Here is a 19,670-nt window from a genome sequence, read left to right as displayed (position 1 = left end):
CCCCCCCCCCCCCCCCCCCCCCCCCCCCCCCCCCCCCCCCCCCCCCCCCCCCCCCCCCCCCCCCCCCCCCCCCCGGCCGAGTTCCACCGCGCTGTGCAGCCAGCCCTGCGTCGTCCAGGCCACGGGGGTGCCGCGCCGCGGCAGGAGCAGCTCGGACATGCTGGACCGCCCGCACCGGGACAGCGGGCCTGCGCCGGGAACGTCGAATCATGCGGCCAGGTGAAGACCTCAGCCAGTGGCGTCTACATCAGCGCTGCACCCTCTCGTTGATCTACGTCGCCCACACGACAACATCAAACCTCTAGATGTTTCACGCCTGGCGGGTCGAGGCCGCCGGGCGGCCCAGGAGCACGTCACCCACGTTCCTCGGACCGGAGAAGGCGGGGCCGCCCTGGAGATCCGCCATCGGCGCGGCTACCCCTGAGCGACCCAGGGCAGACCCTTCACCTGCGTGCGGGAGCCAGGACGGCCGCACCCAGGCGGCCAATCTGGTCCAGGAGCACGGGGACAGGCTGACTGAGATCGACGACGTGGGCATGAATGCGGACGCCGGCCCGGAGGATGGTGTGGGTGATGGGAGAGCCGCCGGCGTAGACGAGGTGGCCGTCGGGGAGTCCGAGCGCGGCACAGTAGGTGACCAGCTGGTAGAGGTCCTCCGTCGGCACGGACGCGTGGGCCTTGTACTTGGCGTCGATGACCGCAAGGCAGCGGGTGCCCTGCCACCAAGTGATGTCGGGGCGGGCAGCCACCTTCTCGGCCTCGTCGAGGTGCACGACCCGCTGGCCGTCGACGGCGCCGCCATGGCGCTCCAGCTCGCGGCGCAGACTGGCGGTGAGCCACCGTTCATAGACGGCGTACATGTCGAACAGGAAGCCGGTCGCGGCGACCGTGCCGGGACTGGCGGCCGGGGGCATGTCGATGCCCCGGTTGGCCAGGATCAGTCGCGCCAGCCGTAGCGCTGGCTGGTAGCGGCGCGTGAGCCGGGTGGCTGGGGTCGGCGGCGGTGGAATTCCGGCGAGGAGCGGGGTGACGTCGGCGAGCTGCCGCTGGAGACGATGCAGCGCGGCCCGGGTGGGTGCGGGGGCGCTGGGGGCACATAGCAGCCTGCGGGTGGCTCCGGCAAGAATGCGGTTTTCGGGGATGTCGGTGGTGTAGTCGTCGTAGCGCACCTCCAACGGAACGGCGGCGCCGAGCCGGGCGCGCATCTGGTCGGCTTCGCGCAGCCGTCCGCGCAGCACCGAGGAGGATTCGTCGACCGGCTGGTAACCGCGCTGCGGCCCGCCGGCTAGCGCCCGGGCAGCCTGGTTGGTGAACGCGACGGCGAGGGCCGCGACGAGGTCGTCAGCCGGGTCGACGTTCACGTCGTCGTCCCGCCAGCCAGCCGGGTCCCGGGTGTGGCCGACCATCCACAGCAGCCGGGCCACCCCAAGCTTGGGCCGAACGACCAGCTCAAGATCGCCGGCCCGGACCAGACCGACTTTGGTCGACGCCGTCAGGCGCAGCGTGCCGTCGAGGTCGCGGCTGGCGCTGACGGCACCGGTCGCGACGAGCGTGCGGGTCACGTCCTCGGGCAGGCCCGGGACGGCCCGCGTCTCGTACTCGGCCAGGACGACCCGCCGCGGCGCTGTCCGCACGTTCACCGACCGGCAGCCTCATCGCCGCCGCCCGGCTCGTCCGTGGGGAGTGTGGTGAGCAGCGTGGTCAGCCCGTAACGGCCCTGGACGTAGGCGGCCACGTCGGCGTGCTCGCCGAGGTGGCGTTCCTCCATCAGCGGCAGGATCTGGGTGCGCCAGATCCTGGCCAACCCGGCCTCGGTCGCCACCCGACTGTTCATCAGGTAGGACGGCCCGACCGACGCGTCCCGGTCACCGATCGCGGCGTTCAGCGCGTCGAGCAGGTCGGCGACGCGCGCGGGCAGATCGTTTTTGGCCAGCCAGCGGCGCAGCATGTCCGCCACGGGGGGCTCGCCCGGGAACAGGCCCTGCCAGGCAAAGCGGCGGCGCACCGCCGCGTCGACGAGGGCGATCGAACGGTCGGCGGTGTTCATCGTGCCGATGAGGAACACGTTCGGCGGCAGCCGGAACTCCTCACCGGCGGAGTACTGCAGCTCAATGGTCCGGTTGCGGTACTCGAGCAGGAAGTACAACTCGCCGAACACCTTCGCCAGGTTGGCCCGGTTGATCTCGTCGATCACCAGGACGTACGCGCCCGACGGGTTTGCTGCCGCGTCGTCGACCAGGCGGCGTAGCGGGCCGTACTCCTTCGAGAAGCGGAACGTGCCATCGGCGCCCAGCCCCGGCCGGAACCCCTCGACGAAGTCCTCGTAGGCGTAGGACGGGTGGAACTGCACCAGCCGGGGGCTGCCGTTGGTCTGGTCGGTGAGGAACCGGGCGATCTCCTGCGCCAGATAGGTTTTTCCGGTGCCGGGCGGGCCATACAGGACGAGCTGTTTCTTCTCCGCCAGCACGTCGATGGTCTCGGCCAGCCAGTCCGCGTCGACCAGCAGTTCGCCGGCCAGCTCCTCCGTCGGCTCCGGCAGCCCGGCCAGCGGTGGCTGCTCGACCACGACGTTGGTCGGTTCCGGCAGACCGTCCGGCGAGATTTTGTCATCCGGCGACCCATCGCCGTCGTCGACGTCCGTCAGGGGGTCGAGTTCCACCAGTTCGGCGATCTCCCGGGCCGTCTCGCCCAGGTCGACCAGGCCAGCCTGGCCGGTCAGCCGATCCTGCGCGACATCGGAGAGATCGCTGCGGCGCAGCGGCGCGTCCAACCAGCGAACCGACCGGCGGCAGTGGGTAGGGTACGGGCCCGGGACCCAGTACGGTTCGCCCGTGACAATGCCGACGTGCACTCGGGCCTCGTTCACGGTGACGACCACATCGCCCTTGGCCATCCGGTTGAGGAACTGGTCCAACAGCATGACCCGCGTTCGCTCCAGGGCAGGGCTCAGCCCTGGCTCGGTGTCCCGGACGACGCGGACGATCTCGCTGCGGGTCAAGCCAGGGTTGACCACCGGGTAGTCCGGCATCGAAATCGAACAGTAGCCCTTCACAATCCAGCGGGGCACGAGGTTGCGGCCCTGAACGCTCGCACCGCGCACGAGCCAGCCCCGGCGGTACGGACGTGACGTGGCCTGTCCGGCCGGCGCGGAATTCGCCCGCTGTTCCAACCACCGCGAAAAACTGAACGGCCCTTCGCGGGCTTCGATCGCGGCACGTATCGCGGCGCAGTCCCGCTCCAGGTCCCCGGTGGGGCTACCGATCTCGGCGGCGTTCGCCGCGACGAATGCCTTGAGTCCGGTGCTGCTCACGGCGTCGGGAAAGGTGGCCGGGAAGGCCAGATGCAGCAGCGCGAGCCGTTGGGCCATGGCGGAGGAATTCGGCGTCTCGTCGAGCAGAGCCCGGAACTTCCACGGATCGTCCAGGGCCGCGCGCCTGTCCTGCCGCGGCTGTGTCCCGACGTGAGCGACGACCCGCGCCAACCAGGCGATCTGTTGGTGGCGGTAGGCGACTGCCGGGCCAAAGGACGTGACGCCACCGTCGAGTGCCGCGTCGAGCTCAGCCGGTACGGCGACAGCGCGGGACAGCGTCCCCAGCACGGTGCGCAACGCCACCCGCTTCGTCACCCCCTTGATGTCGGAGGGCGCCAGCAGGTTCAGGTAAAGCAGTTCGGCCGCGAGTTGCATGACCTCCGGCCCTGCTCCCTCCAGTGACGCCCGGTAGCGCTGCAGAAACGGAGACTTCTTCCCCTGCGCCGCACCCGGCTGGAGTTCAAGCCGTGCAGCCAGGTCCGTCGCGTTGGTCTGTGTCCACACCGGATAGCCGGGCGTGAACGCCGAGTCATCAGCGTCGAAGCCAGCCGCCAGGAGAACTCGGGCGGCCGCATAGATTCGCTCCGTGCCGGTCACGCGCGGCCCCGGTCGGCGTGACGGGGGCCGTCGCCAGGGGGCGGGTCGAGGGGCGAGGTGAAGCTGCCGGTGGCCATCCCGTCGTAGGCGGCGAGGACGAGACGGCGGGTGCGGAACTCGCCGAACGCCTTCTCCTCGTTTTTGCGCAGCACGAAGAACGAATCGAGGACATGCTCGGATTCATCCCGGTCCAACCCGTACAGGTGCAGGTAGGCGGCGTCCAGCTCGGCCCGCAGCTGCGCCCGGCGCTGCGGCACCCACCGGAACGGCGCCCCATCGCCCGCGTTGAGATCCTCGGCATAGGGAGCCATGTCCCATGACGTGTAGGACAGCTCCAGCACCCGATCCGCCACCCAGTCCCGCAACTCCACTCCGCTGTCCCAGGACATCGGGCGGATGTACGCTTCCGGCGGCAGCACAGGTAGCTGCGCTATAATCCCAAATACCAGATGAGTACCGCTTAATTTCTGTCTAGCGGCGTAGTCAAGCACCAACGACGAGAAGTTCGCATATAACCCTGCCATTCCCGTCGTCGGTGACAGCAAGAGTGGCATTGTATGGCCGACGACACTGGTCGGCATCGTCGAAACGATAATCGTGCGCTCGTCGACGTTGCGGGCGATGTCTCGCCAGCCGAGTAGCCAGGCGCGGTTCCAGCGCTCACCGAGCGCCTTGTCGACGTGCTCCTCGGCGACCCAGTAACGGGGCCAGACCACCTCGTTAGGGTTGTCGTGCTGCTCGGTGGTCAGGCGAGGGAGCGTGCCCTGGTTCGCCTGTGCCTGGGTCTGGCCCTCGTAGGTGCCGTAGCGGTGGTCGTAGGAGTGCAGCATCTTGGCCTCGAACAGTGGCAGCATCCGCTCCTCGCCGTGGACGAAGACGTTGCCCTCGGCCGCCCATCCGCTGTCGAGAAGTTCCTTCTCCGTGCGGAACAGACCGGAGTCATTCGCCATGTGGAGCATGGCGAGGAACGTCACGTTCCAAGGGTTCTCTTGCCCCTTGACGAGGACCGGGATCCGGCGGTGGATGCCGATCGTGATCTCGGCGTCCCGGCGGGACCGGAAGACCGGAGTCGTGCCACTGTTCGGGTTGACCAGCAGCAGTTCCCCCGGCGCCAGCGGGAAACGACGCTCCGGCAGGTCGTCCAGGTAGCGGGTGGAGAAAGCGAAGGAGGCGCTCTCGATGGGTGTTCCCCCACTGACCACCAGAAGGGCAAAGCGGACGCGGTGGTCGACATCTTGGAAGATCTTGGCTTCGTTTTCGAAGTCGTAGAAGGCGGCGAGGGTGGAGGTCTCCACGAGGTGGCGGAAGTAGGGGGCGGTGGTGTCGCCGGTGGCGATGTTGGTGGGCAGGATGACGCCGAGTCGGCCGTGGTGCGCGACGAGGGACAGGTCGTGCTCGGCGAAGATCTGGAAGGTGTTGATGTCTCCCTGGCCGGTGAGCGGGTAGCGGTCGGAGTCGCGCGCGAAGTGGCTGGCGAAGTCGGCGTCGCGCAGAGCGCGCTGGTATTCGGCGGCGAGGGCGGGTCGTTCCTCGTCCAGCCTGGCGATCATTTTCTTGCGGGCGGCCGCGTTCGGCGCCTTGGCGATCTCCCGGTCGCGGCTGGCGAAGAACTCCTCGTCCTGCAGCTTGACCCGTTCCCAGGGTGGGTTGCCCAGGACGCACGAGAAGCCGCCGGGCAGGGTGTCGGGGAACTCCAGGGGCCAGTGGAAGAAGCGGTGGCGGTCCCGTAAGGCGGTGAGAACCCGTAGTTGCGCCGGTGTGAGCGCGTCCGCGCCGACCTCGCGGATCTGCCTGATGTCGTTGGTGGTGGGCGGCGGTGGGTCGGCACGCAGCTCGGTGACCGGCAGCGGGGTGCTGGTCTTTTTCCGACGTTCCTGCTCGCGGGCGACGGCGGCGGGGTCGAGGCGGTGTGGCCAGGCGAACGCGGCGCACCAGGCGTCAGCGGCCAGCCGGGCGTGGTCCAGCTCGACGTTGGCCTCCGCTTGGCGCCACCGCCGCGCCTTGTCGTGCACGGCGCCGAGGTTGTCCTCGGGCAGCCTGGCGAGCGTCCGGAAGTCGGCCCGCCAGGCCTCGCTGGGGTCGGCGAACGGCAACTCGTTGTAGCCGTCGGCGGCTTTCTTCAGCTCGTCTTTGTTGCGTTTCCGGTAGGCCCGCAGCTGAGCGGGGTCATCTCCGACGAGGCCCTTGAAAGCGTCCTCGGGCAGGCCGGCGTCCATCAGGTCGGGGGTGGTGCCGAGCAGGGCGTTGCCGACCTTGATGTGGGCGTCGAGGAAGGAGAGTGGCCGACCGGGGTCGAGTGCCTCCAGCCAGAGTGCGACCTTGGCGAGTTCCGCGGCCAGCGGATTGATGTCCACCCCGTACAGGCATCTGGCGACGACGTCGCGCATCGCGGTCTGGGTGGCCTCGACCGGGGGTTCGGCCTCTCCCGTGCGAACGGCGGCCAGCCGGCGGGCGATGCGGCGGGCGGCGGCGGCGAGGAAGTGTCCGGAGCCACACGCCGGGTCACAGACGGTGACTGCCAGCAGGGCCTGCTCGGGGTCGGTGGTCTGGCTCGCCGCGTCGAGGACGGGGTTGAGGGCCTCGTCGAGGAGGATCTCGACCAGCCCGGGCGGGGTGTAGTAGGAGCCGGTGGTCTTGCGTTCGTGGCCGGCGGCGACGTCGAGGGCGAACACGCCGGTGTCCCGGTCGAGGTGGGGGACGAGTTCGAGCAGCGACTCGTAGACGCCACCAAGCTCCTCGGCGCCGAGGTTGCGGTAGTCCACCGACCGGGGCAGGCCGCTGTCATCCCGGATGACGGACAGGGCGCGTACGGCGGTGAGCAGGTCGGCGTTGGTGAGCGCGGCGTCGCCAAGCTGGCCGAGCTGGCCGGTTTCGTAGATGCCGCCGAGGCCGGGCAGGGCGAGCTCGGGCCGGCCGTTCTCAGCTCCGAGGCCTTGCAGGACGACCTGGTGGGCCGCCCACAGGTCGCCGTGGCGCCCGCCGGTCAGCCGGCGGCGGGCGAGGCGGCGCAGCCGGTCGGTGGAGAAGTAGCGACGGTAGGTTGTCCGGGCCTGCGGTGCGGCGCCGCCGGGGTGCAGCAGGTCGCGGTCCTCGGCGACGAACAGGACGAGCAGCTGGTAGACGACCCGCAGCAGCAGCCGGTAGTACTCGCGGCCGGGCAGGCTGCCATCGGCGAGTGCGGCGCGCAGGGCGGTGTTGTCAGGGTGGCGCAGGAAGCCGCGGCCGAGGACGGTCAACGCCTGGGTGACGCCGGCGCGCAGGGCGGTGAGTGCGCGTGTTCCGCGTCGGGTTCCCTCGCCGCGCCAGGTCTCCAGCCAGCAGGTCTGCGGGAGGGCATCGCTGGTCGGCCGGGGTTCCACCCGGCTGGCGTGGGTGACCAGCCAGAGCAGGACGAAGTCGGCGAACACCTCGCCGTCGAACATCGCTTCCAGGTCGAACTCGACGTAGGCCTGCCGGACCAGGGACGCCGAGTCGCGCAGCAGGCGCAGCCGCAGGCCGTTGGAGACGAACCCCCACAGCAGGTCGGGCGAGCGGTTGAGCAGCTCCTGCAAGGTGGAGTGTGGTGCGGAGCTGGCGGCACCCGGCACGCCCGCGCTGCGGTGGTCGAGGTTGACCCCGGCGCCGAGCAGGTGCAGGGGGGTGTGTGCCCACAGGTGGGAGACTGGGTAGGCGCGCACGCCGCTCGGTCCGTCGATGGTGATGCCGCCGGCCGGGGCGGTGGGCAGTCGGCCGTAGCCTAGCTCGCTGAACAGGACGCGCAGCCAGCGGTTACGGGTCGCCTCGGTCTGGGGTCCGGCGACGGGGCCGGGCGGGACGAGGCGGCGGAAGTCGGCCCAGGCCGCCTGCAGGCGGGTGAACGAGCGGTTCGCGCCTTCCCGTAGGGTCTCCCGGCCGACGAGGCCGTAGTCGGCGGGGTGCAGTCCGGGCAGGTCGCGCTCGCCGGCGGCGACGGCGGCGAGCAGGTCGGTGGGCAGCAGACCGCCGACGCTGCGAACGGTGGTGAAGGCCCCGGTGGCGGGCGGGGTCGTCACGCGTGGCCCGCCGGCAGGTGCAGGTAGACGCCGAGGATGTCCGCGGGACGCTGGGCGGTGACAGTCAGCCCGCGGCGGACCAGGTTGCCGGTGCTGCCGGCGGCCTCGCGGACCCGCCGGTGGCTGGTGAGCAGGTCGGCGGCGAGCTGGGCGCCGACGTCGGCGAGGTGGCCGGCGAGCCCGTCGAGGCGGGAGGTCAGCCGGCGCAGGTCGGCGGCGGCGAGGTCGCGGGGATAGTTGGCCACCGGTCGGGCGGCGAGCTGGGCGGCGGCCTGGTCGTCGTCCAGCCAGGTCGGGGCGGCGGGGGTGCCGGTGAAGCCGACGATGCGTGCCTCCTCGGCGACCTGTGTGCGCGGCCCGGTGCGACCGGGCAGGGTCAGGTGCAGCCGGTAGCGGACGAGGAGCAGGATGGTGCGGACCTGTGCCGCGTCGGTGACCATGACGCCGCAGCGGCGGGCCGGTCGGTCGGCCTCGTCGACGCCGACCGGGTCGAGCGCGGTGTCCAATACGTACCGGGCGAGGGCCTCCATGGTCGGGTCGGTGCGAGTTAGCACGGCTGCCGCTGGCGGGGCCGGCAGCGTCCGGGCTAGCCGCAGCTCGCCGCCGACGCCGAGTTGCGTGCGCAGCGCCGGGGGCAGGCCGGCGGTCGGTGCCAGGTAGTGCTCGCCGTCGCGGTGCGCGGGGGCGCGCAACGCGGCGAGGGTGGCCAGGGCGAACTCCGCCACCTCGGCCGGCCCGCCGAGGCTGCCGCGGATCGCCTGGACCTCCCGGCCGACCTCCTCCGGGCGGACCTGTTCCTGGGCGTACAACGTACGGGAGCGCTTCTCCCGTTCGGCCGCCGACTGCCAGGTCGCCAACAGGTCGGCCCGGGCGGCTTCGCCGATGCCTGCCAGTTCGAGCTGGTCCGGCGCGGCATTCGCGGCCAGCAGGCCTTCCAGGACCGCGGACAGCACCAGGTCGGAGTCGGCGGGGACGGGCACCGACACGCCGGTGTCGCGGCGGATCACCTCGTGCCGGCGCAGCAGGACGTCGAGCACCAGCGAGTCGATCGGATTGTCCGCACCGAAATAGGTGACGGCCTTCACCTCAGGCGCGGTCTGCCCGAACCGGTCGACCCGACCCTCGCGCTGCTCGTGCCGGGTCGGGTTCCACGACAGGTCGTAGTGGACGACGGCGGTGAAGTGCTCCTGCAGGTTGATGCCTTCGGACAGGCAGTCGGTGGCGACGAGCACTCGGCGGTTCGTCCCGGCCGACCGCGCGGCGAGACCGGCCACGCGCAGGGCCCGGTCGTCCGGCGGCTGCTGCCCGGTGACCGCCTCGACCTCGACGTCCGCGAAGCCCTTCTCGGCGCGCAGGGCGGCGGCCAGGTAGTCGGCGGTGGCGATGTACCGGCAGAACACGACGACCGCGTCGCCACCGTCGAGCAGCTCCTTGACGATCTTCAGGCCCTTGGCCAGCTTGGCGTCGCCAGCCTTGCCCTTGAGCTTCTCCCCGCTGACCGCCATCGCCAGCAGCCGCGTGCGGACCGGGTCGAGCTGCGCGCCGGGGCTGGTGTCCGCGCCGTCGGTGGCGCTCGCGTCGGCCGGGTCGAGCACCCCGGCCTGGCCGAGCGTGTCCGCTTCGGCCACGCTGTCGGCGTCGGCCACCCCGCTACGGTTGAGCAGGGTGGCGACCGCGGCGGCTGGCGAGGAGGCCAGTGCGCGCAGCAGCGCGAGCACAGACCACCAGCGGACCCGCTGCGCCACCGCGCCGCCGCGGGTGTCGTGAACGCTGTCGCGGGCGTAGGCGAGCACGTCGTCGAACAACGCCCGGTAGGTAGGGGTGAGTCGATAGTTCTCCTCGGCGGTCAGCCGGTTCGGGAAGGACGTCGCCTCGTCCAGGTAGGCGCGGATGTCGGCGCGCTGGCGCTGGACGAGGTGGCGGGCGATGCGTTCCCGGTCGCGGCGCCGCGCCGGACCGGAGAGGTCCTGCGGCAGGTCGGCCAGGGCCGGGTCGAGCAGGGCCAGCAGCGCCCGGAACGCCGAGGTCTTCCCGCTGTGCGGGGTCGCCGTCATCAGCAGCAGGTGCCGGTCGGGGTCGGCGGCCAGGCTGGTCAGCAGAGCCTGGCGCTGCTGGGAGAGGGCGCCGGTGCGCCCGTCATCGGCGGCGACGCAGGTGTGTGCCTCGTCCACCACGACCAGGTCCGGGCAGGCCCGCAGGAACTCGTCGCGGCGGCGGGCCGCCTTGATGAAGTCCGTGGACACGATCGTGTACGGGTGGTGTTCGAACAAGGACTCCCCGGCCGGCAGGGTGCGCTCCAGTCGGCCGGCGGTCGAGGCGAGCACCAGCGTCGCGTCCAGAGCGAACTTCTCCGTCAGCTCCGCCTTCCACTGCTGGGCCAGGGCGGGTGAGCACAGCACGGTGAACCGGGTGGCGCTGCCCTGGGCGAGCAGCTCCGTGACGATCAGGCCGGCCTCGATCGTCTTGCCGATCCCGACACCGTCGGCGATCAGTAGCCGGACGGTGTCCATCCGCAGCGCCATCAGCAGCGGGACGAGCTGGTAGGAGCGGGGGGTGACGGCCAGCCCGGCCAGGCTGCGGAAAGGGCCTCCAGAGGAGCGGAATCCCAGCCGCAGGGCGCTGCGCAGCAGCCGGGCGCTGGCCGCGTCGCCGAGGTCGGTGGCGTCCGGCGGCGGGAACGTGGCGGGCTCAACCGGTTCGAGGGCCGGCAGGACGCCGGCGATCTCGTCGTCGGTGCCGCCGAGCGGGCGCAGTAGCACCAGGCCCGCGTCGCCGCCGGGCAGCACGACCCACTCCCGGCCGCGGGCCCGGACCAGGGAGCCGGGGACGAAACTCAGGCCGGTCTGGGTTGCCACAGTGGTGCTCACCGGGTCAGCACCGGACCGAACACGCTCGGCAGCTGCGCCACCTGTGACTCCCATTCGTCCTCGTCACCGATCTCGATCACAGTCCAGCCGAGCGCGGCGAGCCGGTCGACCGCCAAGTCGCCGGTGCTCCCGTCGTCCGCCCCGCAGCGCACGAACACACCCACCTCGCCGTGTGGGAGGTGATAGATCAGGTCGGGCCGGGCCCGCGCCGCCGAGACGAACATGGCCGTCTCGTCCGGCGCCCGGTGTCCGTGGTCGCCCAGCCAGCGCAGGAACCGCTCGGTCACCGCCGCCCGGGCCCGCGGCGAATCGCCCGCGGCCCCGGCGGGAGGGGCAGCGGGGACGGGGACGCCCGCCATCGGTGTGGATCCGGTGCCGGCCTCGGCGTGGTCCGCGGACAGCCGCGCGCCCGAGCCCGGGGACGGGGACGGGGACGGCGTGAGTGTCCTGGTGTTGCTGTCGGCCAGCGCGAGCAGCAGCGGCCGGGCCAGGAAGCGGTCGAGCAGCTCGTGCTCGACCTGGTTGCCGTAGGACAGCAGGCAGTCGTAGCAGGCCCGCGCGCAGCGCTCCGGCACTCCTTCGGGGGCGCCCCGGTCGCTGCCGTCCAGGTCGAAGTGCAGCAACTCCAGCGCGCACCGGGCGACGGCGTCGAGCTCGCCGTCGTCCAGCAGTCGGCGCAGCACCCCGGCGCCGCCCTCGGCCGATTCGTACAGCAGGATCCGACGGCGGTCCCATAGATGCGGCAGTGCCTCTGCGGCCAGCTCGGAGTCCTCCAGGTCGTGAACGATCTGCGTTGCACGCTTGAGCGCGTACTGGAGGCTCGCGAGCGCCTCCGGGCGCAACGGGGCCCGCCACTCGACGACGAGCGCGTTGCGGCTGTCCTGGACGTAAGGGATGACCAGCTCGCCGGTCGAGGGGCCGCCGCGAGCGGGCGGGTTCCGCCCGGCCGGGTCGCCGGGGTCGCCGGGGTCGGTGGGTTGATCGGCGCGGCGGGCCCACCGACCGGTGGCCGCGTCTAGGCGGTAACCCATCACGTCCTTGCGCCTGCGTCGCCGCAGGCCGATGTTCATCCGCCGGATCGTGGCCGCGTCGGCGTAGGCCAGCCGCGCGAGCCGCGTCCCATCCGCGGCCTCGACCGTCGCCTCGACGCGACGGTCCGGACCGACGAGTGGCATCGCCACGGCCGTGCGGATGTCGAAGCCCTGCCGGCGACGCTCCTCCTCATCCGAGCTGATCCGCTGCCGACGGCGGGTGCTCGCCGTCGTCATCCGCAGCAGGTTGTTCCAGGCCGGGCCCAGCTCGGCGGGGCAGGAGGAGCACACGTCGTCGGCGGCGCCGTGCAGTGCGCCGCAACCGGCGCAGACCTTCGCGGCCTCCAGCGCGAGCCGCGGCTGACCGGCGGTGTCCCCGCGCAGTGACCGGGCGACCTTGTACACCTCGTAGCGCGAACCCTCGTGGTAGACCAGCGCCCCCGGGCCGAACTCACTGATCGCCAGGAAACGCGGCCGGGACAGGTAGTCGCCCTCGAACTGCCGGCGACCACGACGGGCCGGGATGAACGCCGACACCGGCAGGCGAGGGAAGCTGTACCCCGGCAGGAATCCCTCGGAGGCGAGGTAGCGATAGGTATAGAAGTCGCTCTGGTCCAGCGAGGTCTCGGCGTTGCGCAGCAGGTCGAGCTGGGCCTCTGCCTCGTTGCGACGGGCCCGGGCGGCGTTCACCGCGTCCTTCGACGCCGACACGTCGGTGATCACGGTGTTGGCCTCGGCGAACTCCGACTGGGCGTTGCGGTACAGGGTCCGCCACCGGTCGCAGGCCCGGTCGAAGTTCTCCAGCGCGCGCCCGACAGTCCGCCCGACCCAACCCTCGTCGTACCAGCCGGCGCCGACGATCTCCCGGGTGTGTTCCAGCACCTGGCGGGCCCGCCGCGTCGCTCGCTGCCGGGCGCCCTCGTCCGACATCGCCGCGACCACCTCGGGCCGCAGCGTCAGGCCCGGGTTCTCACCGGCGGCGTCGAGGATGTCCACCAGTGAGCTGCCCAGCGCCTTCTGCGTGGTCTCGGCCAGCCAGATCGCCTGCACGTGGGCGCGGACCAGGTCCGCGTTGGCGAGGTCCAGGCGCGGCGGAGCGACCGCGCCGGCGACCATGTCCTGGGACCGGCGGAAGTAGTACTGGTCGTGGGCGCTGCCGGTGGTGCAGTAGGTGACCACCAGGGCGGGCTGGCTCTGCCGGCCGGCCCGGCCGGACCGCTGGGCGTAGTTCGCCGGTGTCGGCGGGACGTTGCGCAGCAGCACCGCGTTCAGCGCGGAGATGTCCACGCCCAGCTCCATCGTCGGTGAGCAGAACAGCACCGGCAGTTCCGCCTCCCGGAACGCCTGCTCCCGCTGCTCCCGGACGAGCGCGGGAACCTGCGCGGTGTGCTCGGCTGACGACAGCGCGGCCAGCTCCCGGGCGTGCTCCCGGTACAGGCCGACGAAGTAGCGGTTCGGCCGCCCACCCTGATCGCCGACGGTGACCCGCAGCGGGTCCGGTGCCCGCCGGGTGCCGTCCCCGGCCTTCCACACCAGGGCCGCCGCGTTCAGCTGGTAGCCGGCCCCGACCGTCCCCTTAGGACCGTCGTCGACCTTGTGCACGATGCCGTAGTCCTCCTCGAGCACCGTGAGGATCCTGACGATCTCCACTTCGACGTCGTCGACGGACAGCGCGCAACCGGTCCGGGCGCGCAGCTCGCGCCGCAGGTAGGTGCCGTATGCCGACCGTCCGGAGACGAACTGGTCCACCCGGGGTTCGTCTCTGCGCTTGGCCCGCGGCAGCAGCCTGCCCGCGACGAACGGCTCCTCCTCCAGCCACCACGGCTCCGTCAGGTGCTGGTTCGCCAGCGACTTCGCCCGCTCGAAGCCGTCGAGGGAGAGCACCTCCGCGCGCAGCGACAACGCCCGGCGCATCTCGTCCAGCAGCACCGCGACAAGGCGCAGCCGCTCGCCGGCGGCGACGTCGGCCAGCTCGCCGCCACGCCACACCTCGTCGTCGGCCGCCGCCTCGTCCAGCGAGCGGTAGTCGAGGCGCAGCAGACCGGCCTGCTCCAGGTTCGGCATCGTGATCCGGATCCCGCGTTGCAGGTCGAGGTACAGGCGGTACTCGACGACCTGACGCAACGCCCGGTCGGTCTCCTCCCGGGCGAAGCCCTTCGCCCGGGAGGCGACCGCGTACCGTTCCCGGGGCAGTGCCATGGCGCGCACCACGGCCCCGGCGATCCCGTCGTGGGTCAGCCCGTCGGGGCCGGCGAGTTCGCACGCCCGGTGCAGCGCCGCGCGCACCATGCTCACCTGCACGAAGTCGTTGAAATGCCCGGCCTGCAGGGCGGCGTCCTGACGGTTGTCCGTGAACGCCAGCACCTTGCGGGCCTGGTCAGGCAGGTCCTTCTGATCCTGTAGGGCCCTCATCAGACTGGAGCTGAGCACTGTCGCCGCCGAGCTGCGGCCCTCGGAACCAAGACTCGACAACTTCGCGAAGTCCTGCTGGCGGGGCGACTCGTAGGACACCCGGCAGTCTGGATTGAGGCAGAAGCGGAACGGCGACCCCACGAACGCCGCTGGCAGACCCCCGACGTCGTGGTCGCCGAGCTGGCGGCCGTCCGGCGCGACCCTTATCGGATCGGGAAGCAGACTGGCCCGGTTCGGCAGGACGGAGCCGTCTGACGCGAGCCAGGAGGCGGGCAGCCGACCGGCAACCGCGTCCACTCCGTGGGGCCACGGGGCCGACGACGACACGTACAGGTAGCCGCCGCGCTCGTCGTCCTCCACCTCGGCCGCGGTGCCACTCATCCCGAACCGGCCGTTTCGACGGGACACCGCCAGATATTCCTGGCCACACTCTCGGCAGAACACCAGCGGCACCAGGATCGCCGCCGGGTCGTCCGGGTGCGCGAGCTGACGCCGCGTCGTGACGTGCCGGGACTCATCGGAGTCAAGCGACACGTAGACGGTGTCGCCTTTGCCGACGAACTGGTGCAGTCGGAACGCGAACAGCGGCCGGCCGAACTCGTCGACCTGCCGGCTGCCGGCAAGCAGTGTCTCGCGCAGAGCGCGCTCACAGTCCTCCACGGGCAGATCCGTGAGCCCGGCCAGTTCGACGGCGACGTCCGGCAGCGTGCGCGGACGGCGCCGGACCAGCCGGCCGTCCTGCTCCGCCAGGCCGAACTGGGACTCCGCCCAGCTCGCCAGAACGTCGTCACGCAGCGCGGCGACAGGCCTATGTTCGGCCACCGCCGCACGCAGCCGTGCCCGCTCTACGGGAATGTCCACGGTGGCCCGGCGCACCGTCTCGTCCACCACGTGCTCCGGTGCCACCAGCTGGCCGAACATCGTCGATGCGGTACGCGCGATCTCGGCGTGCTGCTCGGCACGGGGACCACCTGTGGCCAGCGTCGCCGACGTGCCCACACACTGCACGGCCACACTGCCGCAGGCGTCCCGGACCCGGCGGACCAGCATCGCCACGTCCGCGCCCTGGCGGCCACGGTAGGTGTGCAGCTCGTCCAGTACCAGGAAACGCAGGCCCTCCGCCCGCTGGATCAGCCGTCGCCGCTCCTCCGGCCGGGTGAGGATCAGGTCCAGCATCACGTAGTTCGTCAGCAGGATGTCCGGCGGCTCCGAGAGGATCTCCCGCCGACGCGCGTCGTCCTCCTGGCTCGTGTAGCGGGCGAAGGTCACCCGGCTGTCGTCGCCGAGGAACTCCTTCAGCGCCTCGAACTGCGAGTTCGCCAGCGCGTTCATGGGATAGACGATGATCGCCTTGATGCCGTCGCCGGATCCCGTACGCAGGATGTGGTCGACGATCGGTACCAGGTAGGTCAGGCTCTTGCCGGACCCGGTGCCCGTCGTCACCACATAGCTCGCGCCGGCCCGGGCCAGTTCCACGGCGTCGCGCTGATGGCGGTGTAGCCGGATCGGCGTCCCGTCAATCCGGAAGATCTCGGCGCACCCCGGGTGCAGGCCGTCGGGTCCACCGTGCGCCAGCTCGGTGATCTCACCGCCGGGCTCGAACGCCGGGTTCAGCGACAGCCATGCCTGCGGCCACAACAGACCCTGCTCGATGGCGCTCTCGACGTGCTCACGGATCCTCGCGTCCCGGATGGTCAGGAAGCCGCGGACAAAGTCCTCGTAGTCCTGCACCAACCTGTCGCGTACAGCGAACACATCCACCGGCACACCCCCAACACCGCCCAAAAGTGGCCACCACACCGTAGTCCCACGGTCTCGCATCGTCGTAGCCACCTGTCGCTTGCGCGCCAGGGTGCCTGCCCTGCGTGAGCGTCGCGGGAGCTGACGGGGCGCGGGCGCACGCCTCTGAGCTCGCTGCCAGATCGCTTCGGCGCTTCGGCGCTTCGGCGCTTCGGCGCTTCGGCGCTTCGGCGCTTCGGCGCTTCGGCGCTTCGGCGCTTCGGCGCAAGAGTCGCGTACCCGGCCTCCCGACTGAAACGGATGGACCGGATACTCGTAGTGTTTCGGGTATGTCATGGCATCAGCCGCTGGATCGCCGGCTTCTGCTGTCGTTGTTGAGCATCGGCGCGGCTCAGGCACTGATCGGCTGCGCGAACGATCATTCGACCGCGTCCCCCGCCCCGGGCACCGCCGGCGCCACCGCGACCACAACCACGGCCGCGACGACTCCCGCCCCGCTCGCCGCACCCGAGGCGACCCCACCGGCACTGCCACCGATCCCGCCCCCGCATCCGGGGCCGCCGAAGGTGGTGTCGCGCGCCCCGGGCCAGACCCGGCGGATCGCGCTGACCATCGACGACGGCTACGACGCGCAGACCGTGGCGGGCTACGTGGAGTTCGCCCAGCGGTCGAAGATCGCCATCACGTTCTCACCGAACGGCGCATACAGCGCGGTCTGGAACCGGCACGCCGACGTCCTTCGCCCCCTCGTCGAGGCCGGTCAGGTGCAGATCGGCAACCACACCTGGTCGCACAAGGACCTGCTCGCCCACCGCGCCGATGCCGCGATCCGCGCGGACGTCGAGCGCAACGAGCAGTGGATCCAGTCGACCTTCGGGATCACCAGCCGACCCTGGTTCCGTCCGCCCTACGGCTCCCACAACCACCACGTCGACGCCCTCGTCGGCGAACTCGGTTACACCAAGGTCCTGCTGTGGAACGGCAGTTTCGGTGATTCCACCCTGATCACCCCCGCACAGCTGCTCGCCCTGGCCAGCCAGTACCTCCAGCCCGGGACGGTGATGCTCGGGCACGCCAACCACAACACGATCCTCGGCCTGTTCGCGAACGTGGAACAGCTCATCGCCGAACGCCAGCTCGAACCGGTCACCCTGGACACCATGTTCGGCACCTCCCGCGCCATCGGCTGAGCGGCTCCCGGCGCGCTAGCTGTCCTGGTCGGGTGTGGCGCGGTTGACCAGGAGGTCGAAGGCGGTCTGGATGGTGCGGGCCTCGTCGGTGGAGAGGGAACCGAGGACGTCGGCCAGCCAGTCGCGGCTGTGGCAGAGGGCGGCGGACGCGGCGGTGCCCTCGGCGGTGGCGGCGATCAGTTTGACGCGGCCGTCGCGGGGATCCGAGCGGCGTTCGACCAGGCCGAGGTCGATGAGGCGGTCGACCTTGGCGGTGAGGTTGGACGGATCGCAGCCGAACTGAACGGCGATGTCCTTCATCGAGGACGGCCGGATCGCCGCGAAGCCCAGGACCCGCGCCTGGGCAAGGGTCAGCCCGGCCCGCTGCGCGGCGGTCTCGAAGTCGAGCAGGTAGGCGCCGACGAAGTCGAGCATCGCCTTACGGATCTCGGGAAAGCGGCCGCGGGCGATGTCGCCGGTCAGGGTTTCCCCGGTGAAGGACGGTCGGGTGCCCACGACACAGACGATACCTGAGACTCTCCAGTAAAAGCTTGACAGTCTCAGGTAGTTCCCTGAGAGTCTCAGGTAGTTGCCTCGGGGATCGAGGCATCGACGAAGGAGCGTGTCGTGGTCACAGCGTCATCCCCCGCCCAGTCCCGGTCCGCGCGGGTCGCGGGCGGCCGCTGGGCAGCATGCGGGGAGCGGCGGCGATCGGGCAGGCGGTCGCGGGCCTGATGGCCCCGCACCCGCCGCGTGGCTGGAGCCACCACACCACGTTCAACCCCATCGTGGCCGTCGAAGGCGACACCGCCACGATCGACGTGCAGTTCGTCGTCTACAACGTCGTCGGCCGGGCGGAGCCCGAAGGCGGGTGGCCGGCGGATGCGGTGGGCGCGCAGGGGACCATCACCCCGATCGAGTCCGGCTACAACCGGTCGACGCTGCGCCGCCTCGAGGGCCGGTGGCTGATCGCCGAGCACGTGATCAGCCACGACCTGCCCTACGCGTTCCCCCGGGGCTGAGCCCGGTGCGCGCCATCCGCCGAATCGCACCCGACCCCGACGGGTCGCTCACCGGCATCGAGATCGACATCCGGTCACAATGCCCGAAGATCAGATCCGCAAGGCTGAACGCCAGATCGGCCAGCCCGAAGACCAGCAGCATCTGCCGGAATTCCAGCCCACCAAGCGGTGGGCAGCGCCATTCCGATGGTGGTCCCGATGGCGAGCATCGGAATGGCGCGAGGGATCAGTGTGAACAGCACGCTGCCGACTTCGGTCGTGACCTCAGCGGCCTGCACATCGAGAGGACGCAGAAAGTCGACCACGACCGACCCGCCCTTCACCCGGGTGGCCATCTCGCTGCGACCGTTGAGGTTGAGCGAGCCGAGCAGCCCCTGGGAAATCCAGATGTACGCCCGCCTTCAGCAGACCGAACGCGGTGTTGGCGGCCAACCCGCCCAGCATGGCCGCCCGATAGGCCGACTGCCGGCGAAAACCCGCCCCCAGCAGCCGCTGATACACCCGCACCGTGGCCCGCGAACCAAAACTGACATCCAGTTCTTCCGCCACCACCAGCTTACTATATCGGCCCTTCGTCGGGTCCTGTTCCGGGCTGGTTAGCCGTTCTCGACGACGCGGGTCGGGTTCAGGGTGATCACGACGCGGTCCTGCGTCGGGCCGGGGAAGGACTCCAGGTCGGTGCCGTAGTGGGCCAGCAGGCGGCGCAGGAACACCAGATCGGGGTCTTCGGTCACCTCGGCGATGGCCCGGATCTCCAGGGTTCGGTAGGGGTTGGCCGGGTCGATGACGAACAGCGTCACCTGGGGATGCGCGGCGAGGTTGCGGTACTTCTGCCGGGCCTTGGTCAGGGAGGTGCGCACAACGTCGCCGTCGAGCATCGCCCAGATGGCGGTGACCTGCGGCGTTCCGTCGGCGCCGACGGTGGCGAACGCGACGGTGGCACGGTTTTCCAGCAGGTCACGGTGACTCGGCGAAACGGTGGGCATCGAGGACCTCTCTTCGCTGCGGTATCGGTTCCGTCAGGTCAACTCGGCCGGGCACGCCGCTCTTCCCGCCACCACTCGGTGCCGGTGCCGGTGCCGGTGCCGCCCGTCAGCTGACCGGCCCGGTACCGGAGACACGGTCAAATCCGCGCCCCGCGGCGGTCGAGGACGATATAAAAAGCACAGAGTTCACGTTCGACGTCGGGGGCGGGCATGGGCATCACCGTTGTTGAGGCAGTAAAGCTCGTCCAGGCCAACAAACGCGCGGCGGACGAGTTACGTGACCGAAAGGGCCTGCTCGACAGACTGATGGCTGCCGAGACCAGCGCGCAGGAGAAGACCCGACGGGCGGTTCACACCGACGGCCTGCTTCCTTTCCAGCAGCTGTTCGGCCGGGTGAAGGCCGTGGATGTGGCGGAGCTCGCCGCGATCGACCTGCGGAGTGTTCCCGGCCCGCGGGAACCGGCGGCCAGCGCGGCGCGGGCCGGCGTCGGGCATGTTCTCGGCG

The 19,670-nt window shown here is 71.0% G+C and carries 11 protein-coding genes and 1 pseudogene; 3 read left to right on the top strand and 9 right to left on the bottom strand.

Features of this window, described 5'->3' with window-relative positions; all coding sequences use genetic code 11:
• Window positions 1-443: 443 nt before the first annotated feature.
• The 6 genes from MXD58_RS05055 to MXD58_RS31005 are packed head-to-tail and all read right to left on the bottom strand — an operon-like array spanning window position 444 to window position 16,290.
• Window positions 444-1,640: an McrC family protein gene (locus MXD58_RS05055; protein WP_248839517.1), complete on the bottom strand. Its 1,197-nt coding sequence runs from the start codon at window positions 1,638-1,640 to the stop codon at window positions 444-446.
• A complete protein-coding gene (locus tag MXD58_RS05050) occupies window positions 1,637-3,907 on the bottom strand; it encodes an AAA family ATPase (RefSeq protein ID WP_248839518.1) in 2,271 nt (756 codons plus the stop codon). Before MXD58_RS05050 ends, MXD58_RS05055 begins: the two co-directional genes overlap by 4 nt.
• Window positions 3,904-7,938, bottom strand: a complete 4,035-nt coding sequence (locus tag MXD58_RS05045) for an Eco57I restriction-modification methylase domain-containing protein (protein ID WP_248839519.1) — start codon at window positions 7,936-7,938, stop codon at window positions 3,904-3,906. The genes MXD58_RS05050 and MXD58_RS05045 overlap by 4 nt, the downstream gene beginning before the upstream one ends.
• The gene (locus tag MXD58_RS05040; protein WP_250609079.1) at window positions 7,935-10,793 is read right to left on the bottom strand and encodes a DUF8741 domain-containing protein; all 2,859 of its coding nucleotides are present in this window, start codon (window positions 10,791-10,793) and stop codon (window positions 7,935-7,937) included. Before MXD58_RS05040 ends, MXD58_RS05045 begins: the two co-directional genes overlap by 4 nt.
• Before the next feature lie 8 nt (window positions 10,794-10,801).
• Window positions 10,802-16,009, bottom strand: a complete 5,208-nt coding sequence (locus tag MXD58_RS05035; protein WP_248839521.1) for a DEAD/DEAH box helicase — start codon at window positions 16,007-16,009, stop codon at window positions 10,802-10,804.
• Window positions 15,943-16,290 (bottom strand): hypothetical protein, encoded by a 348-nt coding sequence (locus MXD58_RS31005; protein WP_374615651.1) that lies wholly within the window; start codon window positions 16,288-16,290, stop codon window positions 15,943-15,945. The genes MXD58_RS05035 and MXD58_RS31005 overlap by 67 nt, the downstream gene beginning before the upstream one ends.
• Window positions 16,291-16,317: 27 nt before the next feature.
• Between MXD58_RS31005 and MXD58_RS05030 the strand changes: the two genes are divergently transcribed.
• Window positions 16,318-17,178 carry a polysaccharide deacetylase family protein gene (locus tag MXD58_RS05030; RefSeq protein WP_248839522.1) on the top strand — a complete coding sequence of 287 codons (861 nt, stop codon included), beginning with the start codon at window positions 16,318-16,320 and terminating at the stop codon, window positions 17,176-17,178.
• Between the two features lie 15 nt (window positions 17,179-17,193).
• Here MXD58_RS05030 and MXD58_RS05025 read toward each other — a convergent pair whose 3' ends face one another.
• A complete protein-coding gene (locus MXD58_RS05025; protein ID WP_248839523.1) occupies window positions 17,194-17,673 on the bottom strand; it encodes a MarR family winged helix-turn-helix transcriptional regulator in 480 nt (159 codons plus the stop codon).
• A gap of 176 nt (window positions 17,674-17,849) precedes the next feature.
• On the opposite strand from MXD58_RS05025, the gene MXD58_RS05020 reads away from it, so the two are divergent.
• The gene (locus tag MXD58_RS05020) at window positions 17,850-18,179 is read left to right on the top strand and encodes a nuclear transport factor 2 family protein (RefSeq protein WP_248839524.1); all 330 of its coding nucleotides are present in this window, start codon (window positions 17,850-17,852) and stop codon (window positions 18,177-18,179) included.
• A 74-nt stretch (window positions 18,180-18,253) separates the two neighbouring features.
• On the opposite strand, the gene MXD58_RS31600 is transcribed toward MXD58_RS05020, so the two are convergent.
• Together MXD58_RS31600 and MXD58_RS05010 are read right to left on the bottom strand one after the other, a co-directional pair.
• Window positions 18,254-18,514, bottom strand: coding sequence for a hypothetical protein (locus MXD58_RS31600; RefSeq protein WP_250609078.1), 261 nt, complete (start codon window positions 18,512-18,514; stop codon window positions 18,254-18,256).
• A gap of 261 nt (window positions 18,515-18,775) precedes the next feature.
• On the bottom strand, window positions 18,776-19,165 hold the full coding sequence (locus MXD58_RS05010; protein WP_248839526.1) for a PPOX class F420-dependent oxidoreductase: 390 nt from the start codon (window positions 19,163-19,165) through the stop codon (window positions 18,776-18,778).
• Between the two features lie 306 nt (window positions 19,166-19,471).
• Between MXD58_RS05010 and MXD58_RS05005 the strand changes: the two are divergent.
• Window positions 19,472-19,670 (top strand): annotated as a pseudogene (locus MXD58_RS05005) (hypothetical protein); the annotation flags it as partial.

The organism is Frankia sp. AgKG'84/4, from assembly GCF_023242965.2.
Lineage (GTDB): Bacteria > Actinomycetota > Actinomycetes > Frankiales > Frankiaceae > Frankia.
Note: the sequence above shows the minus strand (reverse complement) of the source record. Positions and strands in the feature narration are given on the sequence as shown.